Here is a 16,560-nt window from a genome sequence, read left to right as displayed (position 1 = left end):
CAAAGCGGGTGATGGCCTCAGGCGGAGGCTCTTGTTATTGCCATCGTTCTCGCGTGGGAGACGGGCTTTGTAATGACAGAGCAAATGCCATGCCTAAATTTGAATGCGCGTTCAATAACTCCTAAAAACGACGTCGGAATGAGTCTGCATATGACGCGCGGCGAGTAGGGTTAAGGCGGCCATGAGGCGGGACTGGTGCGCTGCCCCGTTGCGTGTGAGCAAATCGGTAGCACTTGTGGGAACAGGGCTGAAACGATACGGAAAAGAGTGTCACCGCAGGCACAGGTGACAGGCGGTCAGGGTCCCTGGCGATCCCTGACCTCGGGGTCATGATTTATCTGTTTGCGACGCTCCAAAAGGTGGCGCGCTTGAGATCGGATGTTCACTTAGCGCGCAGTTTTGACTGGTCTGACGCTATCGCTGGCCAGCCAGCTCCCACAGTGATGTGTGGTGTGATCCAGATATCAGACACACCGAAGAACCTGTGGGAGCTGGCTTGCCAGCGATTGGGGCCACCTCGGTCTCAGCACTCTACAGCGCTGACCGCCAACCCACCCCGCGATGTCTCCTTATATTTGTCATGCATGTCGGCACCCGTATCGCGCATGGTGCGGATCACCCGATCCAGGGAGATGAAATGCTGACCATCGCCGCGCAAGGCCATCTGTGCCGCGTTGATCGCTTTGACGGCGGCAATCGCGTTGCGCTCGATGCACGGCACCTGCACCAGTCCGCCCACCGGGTCGCAGGTCAAGCCCAGGTTATGTTCGAGTCCGATTTCCGCTGCGTTGCACAGTTGCTCCGGCGTGGCGCCGAGGATTTGCGCCAACCCGGCCGCCGCCATGGCGCAGGCCGAACCGACCTCCCCCTGGCAACCGACTTCGGCACCGGAAATCGAAGCGTTCTTCTTGCACAAAATCCCGACGGCCGCCGCGCTGAGGAAGTAGTCGACGACGTTGGCGTCGGTCACGTCTTCGCTGAACTTCATAAAGTAGTGCAACACCGCCGGAATGATCCCCGCCGCGCCATTGGTCGGTGCCGTGACCATGCGCCCGCCGGCCGCATTCTCTTCGTTGACCGCCAGGGCGAACAGGTTGACCCACTCCATGGCGCTGAGCGTCGAGCCGATCACGTTGGGCTTGTTCAACTCCTGCAGGCTGCGATGCAGCTTGGCCGCGCGCCGGCGCACATTCAGGCCACCGGGCAGGATGCCTTCGTGCCTGAGGCCGTGATCCACGCAATCCTGCATGGCGCGCCAGAGCGTCATCAGGCCGCTGCGTATTTCGTCTTCGCCGCGCCAAACCTTCTCGTTGGCCATCATTAATTCAGCCACACGCAAGTCGTGCTTTTTGCACAGTTCCAACAGCTCGGCGGCGCTGGAGAAATCGTAAGGTAATACGGTGCTGTCGAGGTCGACGACACCGCTGGACGCCTGGGCTTCATCGACGACAAAACCACCACCGACTGAATAGTAGGTGTCGCGATGCAACTCACCCTGGTCGTCTTCGACAATCAGGGTCATGGCGTTGGGATGGAACGGCAGGTTCTCGTCGATCAGGCGCATGTCGCGGTCCCAGATAAACGGTACCGACAAACGACCGTCGAGCAACAGCGTGTGGGTTTCGCGCAGGGTGGCGATGCGAATGCCGATTTGCGACGGATCGATCGCATCCGGCCATTCGCCCATCAGGCCCATGATCACCGCATTGTCGCTGCCGTGGCCGATGCCCGTGGCCGACAACGAACCGTAAAGACGAACTTCGACGCGCCGTACTTGCTCCAGCATCCCGCGTTCACGCAAGCCTTGCACGAACAGCGCCGCCGCCCGCATAGGCCCCACGGTGTGCGAACTGGAAGGGCCGATGCCGATTTTGAACAGGTCGAAAACACTGATAGCCATTACTGCCGGACTCCTGGATGTGCCAATTCCAGGCGCAAAAGCGCCCGGTGACGGAGCTGCTACGCTCAAGCTGCAATCCGTCAGGATGGCCGCATCATCAGGCTTTTAATGTGTCGCTCGACGTCTCACACCGACGCACTCATGCCCACCAACGCCGCGTGTCTTTTACGTCGCGTTTTCGCCGTTTTTTCGCGAGGCGCAGGGGGAAATCGGGCTGAAAAAAGCTGTAAACGACGTCACTGACACTGGATGCGACCATCCCTGTACTGGTTACGACGCACCCTGTAGGCGTCAGATTTTCACTGGTACATGATCGTATCGACTCGATTGCAAGGCGCCGTGGTAGAGCTGTCTCCAAAACGCCATCCAACCGCAACCCATAAGTGCGGTGGTCCCAGTCGGAACACTGCCAAAAAAAACACCAAGGAGTCCATCCATGAAAGGTTCCCCGTCGTTGTTGTTGGCCGCCATGCTTAGTCTGCCGCTCCTGGCGCAAGCCGCCGAGCCGGCACAATGCAGTACCGTAAACTTCTCCGATGTCGGCTGGACCGACATCACCGCGACAACCGCAACCACCAGCGTCGTACTCGATGCCCTCGGCTACAAGACCAAGACCACCATGATTTCCGTGCCGGTGACCTACAAGTCGCTGGCCGATGGCAAGAACATGGATGTCTTCCTGGGGAACTGGATGCCGACCATGGAAAACGACATCAAGGCCTACCGCGATGCCGGCACCGTGGACACCGTACGCACCAACCTCAAAGGCGCCAAATACACCCTGGCGGTCCCACAGGCCCTGTATGACAAAGGCCTGCACGATTTCGCCGACATCGCCAAGTTCAAGAAAGAGCTCGACGGCAAGATCTACGGGATCGAACCGGGCAATGACGGTAACCGCCTGATCCAGAGTATGATCGACAAGAACGCCTTCGGCCTCAAAGACGCCGGTTTCAAAGTGGTTGAATCCAGTGAAGCCGGCATGCTCTCCCAGGTCGACCGCGCGCAGAAGCGCGACACCGCCGTGGTGTTCCTCGGCTGGGCCCCTCACCCGATGAACAAGCGTTTCAAAATCCAATACCTCACCGGCGGCGACGATTATTTCGGCCCGGATTTCGGTGCAGCAACCGTCCTGACCAATACCCGCAAGGGGTACGCCCAGGAATGCAGCAACGTGGGTCAGTTGCTGAAGAATCTGGAGTTCACTGTCGACATGGAAAGCACCCTCATGGGCAACATCCTGGACGACAAGATGAAGCCTGACGCGGCCGCCAAGGCCTGGCTGAAAAAGAATCCACAGGTGCTCGATACCTGGCTCGCTGGCGTGACCACCATTGACGGTAAACCTGGCCTGGAGGCCGTGAAAGCCAAGCTTGCCCAGCCTTGAATTAGGGAGCATCGCTTACGCCGGGCGGCTCACGCCGTCCGGGCTGTTTATTTCCTTGCATGCGGACGTTCACTACCATGCTGATTGATCAGAAAATCCCCCTAGGCCAGTACATCGCGGGCTTCGTTGAATGGTTGACGCAACACGGCGCCAGCACTTTCGACGCAATCGCCGTGACACTGGAAACGATGATCCACGGCGTGACGTTTGCGCTGACCTGGTTCAACCCGCTGGCATTGATCGGCCTCATCGCGCTACTGGCACACTTCATCCAACGCAAATGGGGCCTGACCGTATTCGTCATTGCCTCCTTTCTGCTGATCCTCAATCTGGGGTACTGGCAGGAAACCATGGAAACCCTCGCCCAGGTGATGTTCGCCACCCTGGTCTGCGTGGTTATCGGCGTCCCCCTGGGCATCGTCGCCGCGCACAAACCGATGTTCTACACGCTGATGCGTCCGGTACTCGATCTGATGCAGACCGTACCGACGTTCGTGTACCTCATTCCTACCCTGACCCTCTTCGGTCTGGGTGTGGTCCCGGGTCTGATTTCGACGGTGGTGTTCGCGATTGCCGCGCCCATCCGCCTGACCTACCTGGGTATCCGCGATGTTCCGGAAGAATTGATGGACGCCGGCAAGGCCTTTGGCTGCTCGCGCCGTCAGTTGCTCTCGCGAATCGAACTGCCCCACGCCATGCCAAGCATCGCGGCCGGCATCACCCAGTGCATCATGCTGTCGTTGTCGATGGTGGTGATCGCGGCACTGGTGGGCGCCGATGGCCTGGGCAAACCGGTGGTCAACGCACTGAATACCGCTGATATCGCCCTGGGCTTCGAAGCCGGCCTGGCGATCGTACTGCTGGCGATCATGCTCGACCGTATCTGCAAACAACCCGACGCCAAAGTAGGGGGTGACGCATGAGCATTATTCGCTTCGATAACGTCGACGTTATCTTCGCCAAGGATCCACGCGAGGCGCTCAAGCTGCTGGATCAGGGCATGACCCGTAACGAGATCCTGAAAAAGACCGGGCAGATCGTGGGGGTCGAAAAGGCCAGCCTGGATATCGAAAAAGGTGAAATCTGCGTACTGATGGGCCTGTCTGGTTCCGGCAAGTCCAGCCTGTTGCGCTGCATCAACGGCCTCAACACCGTCAGCCGCGGCAAGCTGTTCGTCGAGCACGAAGGCAAGCAGATCGACATTGCGTCCTGTACCCCCGCAGAACTGAAAATGATGCGCACCAAGCGCATTGCGATGGTGTTCCAGAAGTTCGCCTTGATGCCTTGGCTGACGGTGCGCGAGAACATCAGCTTCGGCCTCGAAATGCAGGGCCGTCCCGAGAAAGAACGGCGCAAGCTGGTGGACGACAAGCTTGAGCTGGTGGGCCTGACCCAGTGGCGCAACAAGAAACCCAACGAGCTGTCCGGTGGTATGCAGCAACGTGTGGGCCTGGCCCGCGCCCTGGCGATGGACGCCGACATTCTGCTGATGGACGAACCGTTCTCGGCCCTCGACCCGCTGATCCGCCAGGGCCTGCAGGACGAACTGCTGGAACTGCAACGCAAGCTGAGCAAAACCATTGTGTTCGTGAGCCACGACCTCGATGAAGCCCTCAAGCTCGGCAGCCGTATCGCGATCATGAAAGACGGCCGGATCATCCAGTACAGCGTGCCGGAAGAGATCGTGCTGAACCCGGCGGACGACTACGTGCGGACCTTCGTGGCCCACACCAACCCGCTGAACGTGCTGTGCGGTCGCAGCCTGATGCGCACCCTGGACAACTGCAAGCGCATCAACGGTTCGGTGTGCCTTGATCCGGGCGGCGACTCCTGGCTGGACCTGGCGGAAGGCAACACCATCAAGGGTGCGCGCCAGAACGGCTCGGCCCTGGACCTGCAGAACTGGGTACCGGGTCAGGCGGTGGAAGGCTTGGGTCGTCGGCCAACGCTGGTGGACTCGAATATCGGCATGCGCGACGCGCTGCAGATTCGTTATCAGACCGGCAACAAACTGGTGCTCCACGACAACAACCACGTGGTCGGGATTCTCGGCGACAGCGAGCTGTACCACGCGCTGCTCGGCAAGAACCTGGGGTAAGGCAACACACACAAAAACGCCGCGAGAGGATCGCGGCGTTTTTGTTTATCGGGATATAGGGCAATCCAGAGTTGAATCTGATGCCCCCATCGCCAGCCTGCTGGCGATGAAGCTGACGCGGTGCTTCAGACCCAAACACCGCGCACTTGCTGTTTAGCTGTACACCCGGCCAAGGAGCTGCCGATGGCTTTCAAACTGATCGAGCACGTCACGGGTGATCTGATCCTGGGTGAAGCCCATCAAGTCGTAGTCCTGGCTGCCGTTGTGCAGGTACACCTCGGCGCGGTAGTAACGCTGGCGCGTTTCATCCGACTGAGCCGATTCGGTTGGCGTGGCCAGGTAGCCGTCCAGGCTCACTTCGTAGACAAACGGGTTGCCCTCTTCCATCTCGACCCGCACGCCCATGCAACGCTTGGACTTGCCCAGCAGCGTCTGAACTTCCAGGCCTTGAGCACGCATTTGCGCCGTCGCATCCTGCAACGCCGGACTCACATGCTTGTCCATGAAACGCTGAACGATCGACTGGCTCGGTTGCAGGTCCAGTTGCGTCAAGCGCTCGCTGAAACCACGACGACCGCGCGCCGCCAACTCGGCTTGTTCCTGTTCGATCTGCACGTCCTGGCGCATGGCCTTGTGCAAGCCGAACATGAAGAACACCAGCACCACCGAGAACGGCAAACCAGCCAGCACCACCATGGTTTGCATCGCTTCGAAGTTACCGGCGAACAGCAGGCCAATGGTCACCAGGGTGATCACCACCGACCAGAAGATCCGCAGCCAGTGCGGGGCGTCTTCATCGACGTTACCGCCCTTGCACGAAAGGTTGGCCATCATCACCGCGCCGGAATCCGCCGGGGTCAGGAACAGCACGAAACCGACAAAGATCGACACGCCGATCACAACCTTCGACGCCGGGTAATGCTCCAGCAATTGGTAGATCGCCATGGACGGCTGCTCCAGCGCCGTCTTGCCGAGCTCCACCGCCCCATGGTTCATCACCAGGTCCAGCGCCGAGTTACCGAAGATCGACAGCCATGCCAGGGTGAAACCCAGCGGAATCAGCAGCACGCCGGCCACCATCTCACGCACCGTGCGGCCACGGGAGATACGCGCGACGAACATGCCCACGAATGGCGCCCAGGAAATCCACCAGGCCCAGTAGAACAGAGTCCACAGGCCCAACCAGCGGTCGGACTTCTCACTGTCGCCTTCGTACACATAGAGGTCGAAGGTTTTCAGCACCACGCCGTTGAGGTAATCACCGACGTTCTGCACAAAGCCGTTGAGCAGGTGCAGGGTCGGGCCGAACAGCAGCACGAAAATCAGCAGGCCGCTGAACAGCACGATGTTCAGGTTGGACAGACGACGGATGCCGTTTTCCACACCCGATACCGCAGCGATGGTCGCCACGGTGCTCATCACGATGATGACGATCAGCAGGTTGGTGTTGCTGTGCTGCATGCCGAACAGGTTTTCAAGGCCCGACGACACTTGCAGCGAACCAATCCCCAGGTTGGTCACCAGACCCAACAGGGTCACGAACATGCCGAAGCCGTCCACCGCATGACCCGCCGCGCCTTTGACCCAACGTTCGCCCACCAGCGGGTACAACGCCGAACGCAACGCCAGCGGCTGGTTATGCCGATAGGCAAAGTACGCCACGGCCAGGCCGACCAGCGCATAGATCGCCCAGCCGTGCAGGCCCCAGTGCAGGAACGTCAGCTGAACGGCCTGACGGGCGGCCAGGTTGCTGCCCGCCACGCCTTCCGGTGGATTGAAGTAGTGGTCCAGCGGCTCGGACGCACCGAAGTACAGCAACGAAATGCCGATACCCGACGAGAACAGCATCCCCGCCCAGGCGCCGTAGCTGAAGTCCGGGGTGTCGTCCTTGCTGCCGAGCTTGAGCTTGCCGTAGGACGAAAACGCCAGGCCGACGACGAAAATCAGGTAGGCGGCGATCACCACCATGTAGTACCAGCCGAAGCTGCGGGATAACCAGGCCTGAGCGGTGCCGAGCATTCTGCCGGCCTCTTGCGGGGCGATGATCAGAATGGCGGTCAACAACAGAATCAACGCGGTAGAGGTGTAGAACACCCAACCGTTGACCGTCACCTTTTCTGGTGGGGTCTTTATTAGCGAGGCAGAACTCATGGCACAGATGCTCCAGGCAGTGCGAGAGAAGAACGCAAGGCAGTGTGGTACCCGACCAATCGGTTAGTGGGCAGCCGACCGGTGGGTGATATAAAGACACGCCGAAAAAAGCCCGAAGCCCCGCAGACGCCAGCGCGTACAGGGTTCGAGCGTTTTCGGATGTCGGTTTTTCGCCATTTACATGTAGGAAAAATCTGCAAGCAGCGACGATTTGTCGCAGATCTTATTCTTTGTTGATTGAACGTTCAATCAAAACAAAATAGACTGGCCTCAGTCCGGTGGTCGTTCTTCGTCCGCCGGAAGGCCTAAGGAGATGTGCAAGATGCCCAAGGTCGGTATGCAACCCATCCGCCGTCAGCAGTTGATCGAAGCCACTTTGCAGGCCGTCGATCAGGTCGGAATGGGGGACGCCAGCATTGCGCTGATCGCCCGTTTGGCCGGTGTCTCGAATGGCATCATCAGTCACTATTTTCAGGACAAGAACGGCCTGATCGCCGCCACGATGCGGTATCTGATGAGCGTCCTGAGCGAGAGCGTCACCCTGCGCCGACAGGCGCTGGCGGATGACAGCCCCCGGGCGCATCTGCGGGTGATCATCGAAGGCAACTTCGACGCCAGCCAGGTCAATGGCCCGGCAATGAAAACCTGGCTGGCCTTCTGGGCCACCAGCATGCACCAGCCGTCTTTGCACAGGTTGCAGCGGATCAACGATCACCGTCTGTATTCCAACCTGTGCTGCCAGTTCCGCCGCGTGTTGCCGCTCGATCAAGCGCGCAGCGCCGCCCGCGGCCTGGCAGCCCTCATTGACGGGTTGTGGTTGCGCGGCGCGCTGTCGGGAGACGCTTTCGACACCGGGCAGGCGCAGCAGATCGCTTACGAATACATGGATATCCAATTGGCCAAGCAGGTGAGTTAGAGCACACATAACCGCTCGACCCCTGAACCGCCACCGACCCGCGATGCCAAGGCTGCACGGCACGCCCGGTGGTTAACGCCAACCACTTATGCTCTTGCGAGGACAATATGGCCCGTTTCGAACTGCAAAAACTCTACATCGATGGCGCGTACTCCGACGCCAGCAGCGACGCCACTTTCGAAGCCATCAACCCGGCTAACGGTGAAGTCCTCGCAAAAGTACAGCGTGCGACCAAGGAAGACGTCGAGCGCGCCGTGGTCAGCGCTGAAAAGGGTCAGAAAATCTGGGCGGCAATGACCGCGATGGAGCGTTCGCGCATCCTGCGTCGTGCCGTGGACATCCTGCGTGAGCGCAATGACGAACTGGCCGCCCTGGAAACCCTGGACACCGGCAAGGCATATTCCGAAACCCGCTACGTCGACATCGTCACCGGCGCTGATGTGCTGGAGTACTACGCAGGCCTGGTGCCCGCCATCGAAGGCGAACAAATCCCGCTGCGCACCACCTCGTTCGTCTACACCCGTCGCGAGCCGCTGGGCGTCGTGGCCGGTATCGGCGCGTGGAACTACCCGATTCAGATCGCCCTGTGGAAATCCGCTCCAGCCCTGGCGGCCGGTAACGCAATGATCTTCAAGCCAAGCGAAGTCACTTCCCTGACGACCCTGAAACTGGCCGAGATCTACACCGAGGCAGGCCTGCCGGCTGGCGTGTTCAACGTTCTGACCGGCAGCGGCCGCGAAGTCGGCACCTGGCTGACCGAGCACCCGCGCATCGAAAAAGTTTCGTTCACCGGCGGCACCGACACCGGCAAGAAAGTCATGGCCAGCGCTTCGAGCTCTTCGCTCAAGGACGTGACCATGGAGCTGGGCGGCAAATCCCCGCTGATCATCTGCGACGACGCCGACCTCGATCGCGCTGCCGACACCGCGATGATGGCCAACTTCTACAGCTCCGGTCAGGTCTGCACCAACGGCACTCGCGTGTTCGTACCGAAGCACCTCAAAGCCGCTTTCGAAGCCAAGATCGTTGAACGCGTTGCGCGCATTCGCGTTGGCAACCCGCAAGACGAAAACACCAACTTCGGCCCGCTGGTCAGCTTCGCCCACATGGAAAGCGTGCTGGGCTACATCGCCAAGGGCAAGGAAGAAGGTGCCCGCCTGCTGTGCGGCGGCGAACGTCTGACCGACGGCGAATTTGCCAAGGGCGCGTTCGTGGCCCCGACCGTGTTCACTGACTGCACTGACGACATGACCATCGTCCGTGAAGAAATCTTTGGCCCGGTGATGGCGATCCTCACCTACGAAACCGAAGAAGAAGTGATCCGTCGCGCCAACGACACCGACTTCGGCCTGGCCGCCGGTATCGTCACCCGCGACCTGAACCGCGCCCACCGCGTGATTCATCAACTCGAAGCCGGTATCTGCTGGATCAACGCCTGGGGCGAATCCGACGCCAAGATGCCGGTCGGCGGTTACAAGCAGTCGGGTGTGGGTCGTGAGAATGGCATCAGCTCGCTGAACAACTTCACCCGCATCAAATCGGTACAGGTCGAGCTGGGCGATTACGCCTCGGTGTTCTAAGACCCGAGTCGTGTATTGCTTGCCGGGCCGTCATCGCTGGCAAGCCAGCTCCCACAGGTTTGGTGTCGCCCACCAAATCTGTGGCGGCCCCCAATCCTTGAGGGAGCTGACTTGCCAGCGATTCGAGTGCGCAGCACTCGCCTGGGTCCGACCTGACCACATCTAAAGAGGGTGCATTCAATGTCCCAAGAATTCGATTACATCATCATCGGTGCCGGCTCGGCCGGTAACACCCTGGCGACCCGTCTGACTGAAGACGAAGGCGTCACCGTCCTGCTGCTCGAAGCGGGCGGCCCGGACTACCGTTCCGACTTCCGCACGCAGATGCCGGCCGCCCTGGCGTTCCCGCTGCAAGGCCGTCGCTACAACTGGGCCTACGAAACCGATCCGGAACCGCACATGGACGGTCGTCGCATGGAGTGCGGGCGCGGCAAGGGCCTGGGCGGCTCTTCGCTGATCAACGGCATGTGCTACATCCGCGGCAACGCCATGGACTACGACGGCTGGGCCAAACTGCCAGGCCTGGAAGACTGGACCTACCTGGACTGCCTGCCGTATTTCCGCAAAGCCGAAACACGCGACATCGGCCCGAACGATTACCACGGTGGCGAAGGCCCGGTCAGCGTGACCACGCCCAAGGCAGGCAACAACCCGCTGTTCCACGCCATGGTTGAAGCCGGCGTGCAGGCCGGTTACCCGCGTACCGAAGACTTGAACGGCTACCAGCAGGAAGGCTTCGGCCCGATGGACCGCACCGTGACGCCCAAGGGCCGTCGCTCCAGTACCGCGCGCGGCTACCTGGACATCGCCAAGAAGCGCTCGACCCTGACCATCGTTACCCACGCCCTGACCGACAAGATCCTGTTCGAAGGCAAGCGTGCGGTCGGCGTGCGTTACCTGGTCGGCGCCGCCGAAGAGCGTGTCGAGGTCAAGGCACGCAAGGAAGTGCTGCTGTGCTCCGGCGCCATCGCGTCGCCGCAGATCCTGCAACGCTCCGGTGTCGGCCCGGCCGAACTGCTGAAAAAACTCGATATTCCGGTGGTCCACGACCTGCCGGGCGTCGGTGAAAACCTGCAGGACCACCTTGAACTGTACCTGCAATACGCGTGCACCCAACCGGTCTCGCTGTACCCATCGCTGCTGTGGTGGAACCAACCGGCCATCGGTGCCGAATGGCTGTTCAACGGCACCGGCATCGGCGCCAGCAACCAGTTCGAAGCCGGCGGTTTCATCCGCACCCGTCCGGAATTCGAGTGGCCGAACATCCAGTACCACTTCCTGCCGGTAGCGATTAACTACAACGGCAGCAACGGTGTGAAAGAGCACGGCTTCCAGGCGCACATGGGTTCCATGCGTTCGCCGAGCCGTGGTCGCATCCAGGCCAAGTCCAAGGACCCGCGCCAGCACCCGAGCATCCTGTTCAACTACATGGCCACCGAGCAGGACTGGCAGGAATTCCGCGACGGCATTCGCCTGACCCGCGAAATCATGCAACAGCCGGCACTGGACGCCTTCCGCGGCCGCGAAATCAGCCCCGGCATCGACGTGCAAACCGACGAGCAACTGGACAAGTTCATCCGCGAGCACGCCGAAACCGCGTTCCACCCGTCCTGCTCGTGCAAGATGGGCACCGACGAGATGGCCGTGGTCGATGGCGAAGGTCGCGTACATGGCATGCAGGGCCTGCGGGTGGTCGACGCCTCGATCATGCCGATCATCACCACCGGCAACCTCAACGCGCCAACGATCATGATCGCCGAGAAAATCGCCGACAAGATCCGTGGTCGCAAGCCACTGCCACGCAGCAAGGCTGACTACTACGTGGCCGGTGATGCGCCGGTGAAGGGCAAGCCGATGCGGGAAGTGAGCCAGACTGCATAAGGCGTAAAACCACGTCGCTCCCATCGCGGGCAAGCCCGCTCCCACAAGGTCATGCGTGGATAGTGAAATCACGCGAATCCTGTGGGAGCGGGCTTGCCCGCAATGAGGCCGGGCAAACCAGTACAAATTTTCCTGCCAGACACAGCAATCCCCTCCCACACCGCTCCAACCTTGATCCTACCCCCCGCACAGGCCTACTCTAGCGCCACGCAAACGTTTCACCCTCCCCTCGCAACATCGATGCTCCACACCAAGGAGGTTCCCGAATGTTCGATTTCCATCCCCAGCTCAAGCAGCGTTTTGCTGCCTTGCGCACGGGCGCTGAATTCTTTTCCCTGCGTTATGTGCGCGAGTCCGGCCAGTACCTGTCGGTGCGCAAGAACGTCGCCGAACCGCCGAGCCTGAGCCGTGACGAAGGCGCGATGCTGACGGTGCGGGTCAACGGTGTCGAAGCCTATGCCGCCACCAACGACCTGTCGCAACAAGGCCTGCAAGCCGCCCTCGAACGCGCCGAACAGCAAGCTCGCCGACTCAAGCCCCACGCCTTGCTGGACTTGAGCGACCATGCCGTATCGACGGCTCGCGCCGATTATTTCTCGCCGAACCTCGACCAGCCGTTCCCGTCCCTGAGTGACTGTTATCAGTTGCTCGGCGCCGAATCCGCCGCCGTGCCCAAGGACGAGCGCCTGGTGAACTGGCAGGTGAGCATCGGCATCACCCATGTCGAGCAGATCTACCTCAACAGCGCCGGCGCCGAATTGCGTCAGGCCCAACGTTTCGTCTATCCCGGCCTCGACGTCACGGCCTATGACGGCAACGACAGCCAGACCCGCAGCCTCGGTCGCGAGAACTTCGGCCAACAGGGCGGCGCCGATGTCATCAGCCGTTGCGGCCTGGTCGGTGCCGGACCGACAGTCGCGGACCAGGCGCTGCAATTGCTGCTGGCGCCAAACACACCGCAAGGCCCGCGCGACCTGTTGCTGATGCCTGACCAAATGATGCTGCAGATCCACGAATCCATCGGCCACCCGCTGGAGCTGGATCGCATCCTCGGTGACGAACGCAATTACGCGGGCACCAGCTTCGTCAAAGCCGAAGACTTCGGCAGCCTGCAATACGGCTCGAAGCTGCTCAACGTGACCTTCGACCCGGACATCCCCGAACAGCTCGCCAGCTACGGCCATGACGACGACGGCAGCGCCGCCAGCAAACAGTTCCTGATCCGCGAAGGCCTGCTGCTGCGGCCATTGGGTGGTGCGTTGTCGCAGTTCCGCACCGGCCTGGAAGGCGTCGCCAACAGCCGCGCCTGCGGCTGGAACCGCCCGCCGATCGACCGCATGGCCAACCTCAACATCGAGCCTGGCGATCAGTCGCTTGCGCAACTGATCGGCAACATCGAGCACGGCATCTTGATGAGCACCAACCGCTCGTGGTCCATCGACGACGCGCGCAACAAGTTCCAATTCGGCTGCGAATGGGGCCAGTTGATTGAAAATGGCGAACTCAAGGGCGTGGTGAAAAACCCGAATTACCGGGCGATTTCCGCGCAGTTCTGGAAGAGCCTCAGCGCCGTCGGCGATGCCAGTACCTTCAAGGTGCTCGGCACCCCCAACTGCGGCAAGGGCGAACCGAATCAGGTGATCCGCGTCGGCCATGCTTCGCCGGCCTGTGTGTTCAGCCATGTGGATGTGTTTGGAGGAGACGCCTGATGAGTCCATCGAAAACCCAGGCCGAGTCGTTCAAGGCATTGGTCGCCGGTTTGCGTGAAGCCCTGCGCGAACCGGAACAGTTCACCCTCAGCTATGCCGCCGAGTCGTCGGCCTTCGTGCGCTTCAACCACGCCCGGGTGCGCCAGTCCGGTCAGGTGCAGCAGGCGAGCATCGGTTTGAAATTGATCAACGAGGGTCGACACGCGGATTTGCACATCACCCTGGCTGGCGACCCGGAAGTCGACTTGCAGCGTCTGTCCGAAGGCCTGCAACAGCTGCGCGAAACCTTGCCGCTGCTGCCGCAGGATCCGTACCTGTTGCTGAACTACAACGGCTGGCAGAGCAAGAACGTGCAGGAGCATCCGCTGCCGGATACCGAGCAAGTGGTCGCTGAAATCGCGCAAGCGGCTGAGGGCCTGGATCTGGTCGGCTTCTACGCCGCCGGTCCCATCAGCCGTGGCTTTGCCAGTTCCGCTGGTGCCTTCGGCTGGCATCAGGCCAACAGTTTCAACTTCGATTTCAGCCTGTTCCATGAAAACGGCCAGGCGGTGAAAGCCAGCTACGCCGGGCACGACTGGAGCAGCGAAGACTTTGCCAGACGCTTCCGGCAGGCCCGCGAGCAGCTTGAGTTTCTGGGCCGACCGTTACGCACGCTGGCGCCCGGTCAGTACCGCGCCTACCTCGCGCCAGCGGCATTGGAAGAGATCATGAGCATGCTGTGCTGGGGCGGTTTTTCGGCGCAGTCGATCGCCAGCAAAAGCAGCCCGTTGCAGAAACTCTACGGGGGCGACCACGCGTTCAGTCCGCTGGTCTCGCTGGACGAAAAAGTCAGCGGCTCCCTGAGCCCGGCGTTCTCCGACGAAGGCTATCCGCGCAGTGACCTCAAACTGATTGTCGAGGGCAAGGCGGGCGCGCAATTGGTGGGATCGCGCAGTGCCGCCGAATACGGCTTGACCGCCAACGGCGCCAGCGGCGGCGAATCGCCCAATGCCTTGAACATGAAGGGCGGTTCGTTGCCCGAAGCTGAAATCCTCAAGCAACTGGGCACCGGCTTGTACATCAGCAACCTGTGGTACCTGAACTACTCGGACCAACCGGCAGCGCGCCTGACCGGCATGACCCGGTTTGCGACGTTCTGGGTCGAGAACGGCGAGATTCAGGCGCCGGTCAGCACCATGCGTTTCGACGACAGCGCCTTCAGCCTGCTCGGCTCGCAGTTGGAGGCACTGACCCAGGAGCGCGAAATGCTGTTATCGGCCAGTACCTACAGCCAGCGGGCCACGGCGTCGGCGTTGTTGCCGGGGGCGTTGGTCAGCAAACTTACCTTGACCCTGTAAACACCCAAAACCCTGTAGGAGCGAGACTGCTCGCGATGTCGGCGAACGATAGCGCGGGGAACCTGATACCCCGCGGCGTCCTTGAGTTCATCGTCGGAACGCCGCCTGGAGCAGGCTCGCTCCTACAGGAATGGTGGATAGCTCACATTGACAAGAGGTCCCATGCCCAACCGCCCGCCTCTCGACCCTGTCACCGCCCGCTGGGTGCCGTGGGTCGTCGCCATTGCCTTCTTCATGCAGTCCCTCGACGGGACGATCCTCAACACCGCCCTGCCGGCCATGGCCGCAGACCTTGCGGAAGACCCATTGCGCATGCAGGGTGTGATCATCGCCTACATGCTCACGGTCGCCTTGCTGATCCCGGCTTCGGGCTGGATCGCCGATCGCTTCGGCACCCGGAAAATCTTCTTCGGCGCGATCCTGCTGTTCAGCATCGGCTCATTGCTGTGCGCGCTGTCGACCAGCCTGACCCTGTTGATCGGCGCCCGGGTCATCCAGGGCCTGGGCGGTGCCCTGATGCTGCCGGTCGGGCGGCTGGTGGTGCTGCGGGCCTATCCGCGTTCGGAGCTGGTGCGGATCATGGGTTTCATCACCATTCCCGGACTGCTCGGCCCGTTGATCGGCCCGACCATGGGCGGCTGGATGGTGGAATACCTGACGTGGCACTGGATCTTCCTGATCAACCTGCCGGTGGGGCTGATCGGTTGTTACGCCGTTTGGAAATTCATCCCGGACCTGCGCGGCACCGAGCGCACCCGTTTCGATAGCCTGGGTTTCCTGCTGTTCGGCGCGGCGATGATTCTGATCACCATCGCCATGGAAGGCCTGGGGGAACTGCACCTGCCGCACCTGCGGGTGATGTTGCTGCTGTTCGGCGGCCTGGCGTGTCTGGCGGCGTACTGGTTGCGTGCCGGGCATACCGAAAACCCGCTGTTCGCGCCTTCGCTGTTCAAGACCCGCACCTTCGCGGTCGGCATTCTCGGCAACCTGTTTGCCCGGCTGGGCAGCGGCGCCCTGCCGTTTCTGGTGCCATTGCTGCTGCAGGTGGCGCTGGGCTATTCACCGTCCCAGGCCGGGATGAGCATGCTGCCGCTGGCGGCTGCGGCGATGATCGCCAAGTGGGTGGCGCGACCGCTGATCGAGCGCCTGGGCTACCGCATCGTGCTGACCGGCAACACCCTGGCCCTGGGCATCATGCTGGCGAGCATGGGCCTGGTCAGCGAACAGACGCCGTACTGGCTGCTGCTGTGCCTGCTGGCGATCCTGGGGGCGATCAACTCCTTGCAGTTCACCGCCATGAACACCGTGACCCTGATCGACCTAGATGACGCCAGCGCCAGCAGCGGCAACAGCCTGCTGTCGGTGGTCGCGCAATTGTCCCTGAGCCTGGGCGTGGCCTGCGCCGGTGCGTTGCTTGGCGGGTTCACGGCGAAGGTTGGAAATGATGGCGTGGAAACCGTGCTCGGCGCGTTCCAACTGACTTTTGTGACCGTCGGCATCATGGCGATGTTGGCTGCAACCATCTTCTCGCAGCTCTCAAAGGAAGACGGACGGCGCGTCAAACGTCCGGAACAACACATAGAGCCTTAGGGCGAATGGCC

11 protein-coding genes are annotated in these 16,560 nt (G+C 61.2%); 9 read left to right on the top strand and 2 right to left on the bottom strand.

The genetic code is table 11. The features are described from left to right. Positions 1-523: 523 nt before the first annotated feature. On the bottom strand, positions 524-1,900 hold the full coding sequence (locus ACX3YD_RS01310) for an L-serine ammonia-lyase (RefSeq protein ID WP_458959115.1): 1,377 nt from the start codon (positions 1,898-1,900) through the stop codon (positions 524-526). 436 nt (positions 1,901-2,336) lie between these two features. Between ACX3YD_RS01310 and ACX3YD_RS01305 the strand changes: the two genes are divergently transcribed. The 3 genes from ACX3YD_RS01305 to choV all read left to right on the top strand — a co-directional run bounded on the left by ACX3YD_RS01305 (position 2,337) and on the right by choV (position 5,385). Beyond that, entirely contained in the window at positions 2,337-3,287 is a 951-nt protein-coding gene (locus tag ACX3YD_RS01305) for a choline ABC transporter substrate-binding protein (RefSeq protein WP_103404187.1), read from the top strand. A gap of 77 nt (positions 3,288-3,364) precedes the next feature. Next, the gene (gene choW, locus ACX3YD_RS01300) at positions 3,365-4,210 is read left to right on the top strand and encodes a choline ABC transporter permease subunit (RefSeq protein ID WP_090466659.1); all 846 of its coding nucleotides are present in this window, start codon (positions 3,365-3,367) and stop codon (positions 4,208-4,210) included. Continuing rightward, positions 4,207-5,385: a choline ABC transporter ATP-binding protein gene (gene choV, locus ACX3YD_RS01295; protein WP_103404188.1), complete on the top strand. Its 1,179-nt coding sequence runs from the start codon at positions 4,207-4,209 to the stop codon at positions 5,383-5,385. The genes choW and choV overlap by 4 nt, the downstream gene beginning before the upstream one ends. A gap of 153 nt (positions 5,386-5,538) precedes the next feature. Here the strand turns inward: choV and ACX3YD_RS01290 are convergent, their stop codons facing one another. Continuing rightward, positions 5,539-7,479 carry a BCCT family transporter gene (locus tag ACX3YD_RS01290; RefSeq protein ID WP_236693156.1) on the bottom strand — a complete coding sequence of 647 codons (1,941 nt, stop codon included), beginning with the start codon at positions 7,477-7,479 and terminating at the stop codon, positions 5,539-5,541. Between the two features lie 379 nt (positions 7,480-7,858). On the opposite strand from ACX3YD_RS01290, the gene betI reads away from it, so the two are divergent. From betI to mdtD, 6 genes are all read left to right on the top strand, one after another. Next, positions 7,859-8,452, top strand: coding sequence for a transcriptional regulator BetI (betI, locus tag ACX3YD_RS01285; protein ID WP_047534344.1), 594 nt, complete (start codon positions 7,859-7,861; stop codon positions 8,450-8,452). Between the two features lie 107 nt (positions 8,453-8,559). After that, entirely contained in the window at positions 8,560-10,032 is a 1,473-nt protein-coding gene (gene betB / locus ACX3YD_RS01280) for a betaine-aldehyde dehydrogenase (RefSeq protein ID WP_458959114.1), read from the top strand. 180 nt (positions 10,033-10,212) lie between these two features. Then, a complete protein-coding gene (gene betA, locus ACX3YD_RS01275) occupies positions 10,213-11,913 on the top strand; it encodes a choline dehydrogenase (protein WP_458959113.1) in 1,701 nt (566 codons plus the stop codon). A 266-nt stretch (positions 11,914-12,179) separates the two neighbouring features. After that, on the top strand, positions 12,180-13,622 hold the full coding sequence (locus ACX3YD_RS01270) for a TldD/PmbA family protein (protein WP_458959112.1): 1,443 nt from the start codon (positions 12,180-12,182) through the stop codon (positions 13,620-13,622). Continuing rightward, on the top strand, positions 13,622-14,959 hold the full coding sequence (locus ACX3YD_RS01265; RefSeq protein ID WP_458959111.1) for a TldD/PmbA family protein: 1,338 nt from the start codon (positions 13,622-13,624) through the stop codon (positions 14,957-14,959). Before ACX3YD_RS01270 ends, ACX3YD_RS01265 begins: the two co-directional genes overlap by 1 nt. A 162-nt stretch (positions 14,960-15,121) precedes the next feature. Next, complete coding sequence (gene mdtD / locus ACX3YD_RS01260) at positions 15,122-16,549, top strand: multidrug transporter subunit MdtD (RefSeq protein WP_458959110.1); 1,428 nt, start codon at positions 15,122-15,124, stop codon at positions 16,547-16,549. The last annotated feature ends 11 nt before the right edge of the window (positions 16,550-16,560 follow it).

This window comes from Pseudomonas fluorescens group sp. PF-1 (assembly GCF_054481335.1).
The sequence above is the reverse complement of the archived record's forward strand: the minus strand, read 5'-3'. Positions and strand labels throughout refer to the sequence as shown.

What these genes read in the sequence shown, in the direction of transcription:
- ACX3YD_RS01270 (WP_458959112.1), top strand. Translation starts at nt 12,180, where the DNA reads ATGTTCGATTTCCATCCCCAGCTCAAGCAGCGTTTTGCTGCCTTGCGC.
- betB (WP_458959114.1), top strand. Translation starts at nt 8,560, where the DNA reads ATGGCCCGTTTCGAACTGCAAAAACTCTACATCGATGGCGCGTACTCC.
- ACX3YD_RS01305 (WP_103404187.1), top strand. Translation starts at nt 2,337, where the DNA reads ATGAAAGGTTCCCCGTCGTTGTTGTTGGCCGCCATGCTTAGTCTGCCG.
- choV (WP_103404188.1), top strand. Translation starts at nt 4,207, where the DNA reads ATGAGCATTATTCGCTTCGATAACGTCGACGTTATCTTCGCCAAGGAT.
- mdtD (WP_458959110.1), top strand. Translation starts at nt 15,122, where the DNA reads ATGCCCAACCGCCCGCCTCTCGACCCTGTCACCGCCCGCTGGGTGCCG.
- betI (WP_047534344.1), top strand. Translation starts at nt 7,859, where the DNA reads ATGCCCAAGGTCGGTATGCAACCCATCCGCCGTCAGCAGTTGATCGAA.
- ACX3YD_RS01265 (WP_458959111.1), top strand. Translation starts at nt 13,622, where the DNA reads ATGAGTCCATCGAAAACCCAGGCCGAGTCGTTCAAGGCATTGGTCGCC.
- choW (WP_090466659.1), top strand. Translation starts at nt 3,365, where the DNA reads ATGCTGATTGATCAGAAAATCCCCCTAGGCCAGTACATCGCGGGCTTC.
- betA (WP_458959113.1), top strand. Translation starts at nt 10,213, where the DNA reads ATGTCCCAAGAATTCGATTACATCATCATCGGTGCCGGCTCGGCCGGT.
- ACX3YD_RS01310 (WP_458959115.1), bottom strand. Translation starts at nt 1,900, where the DNA reads ATGGCTATCAGTGTTTTCGACCTGTTCAAAATCGGCATCGGCCCTTCC.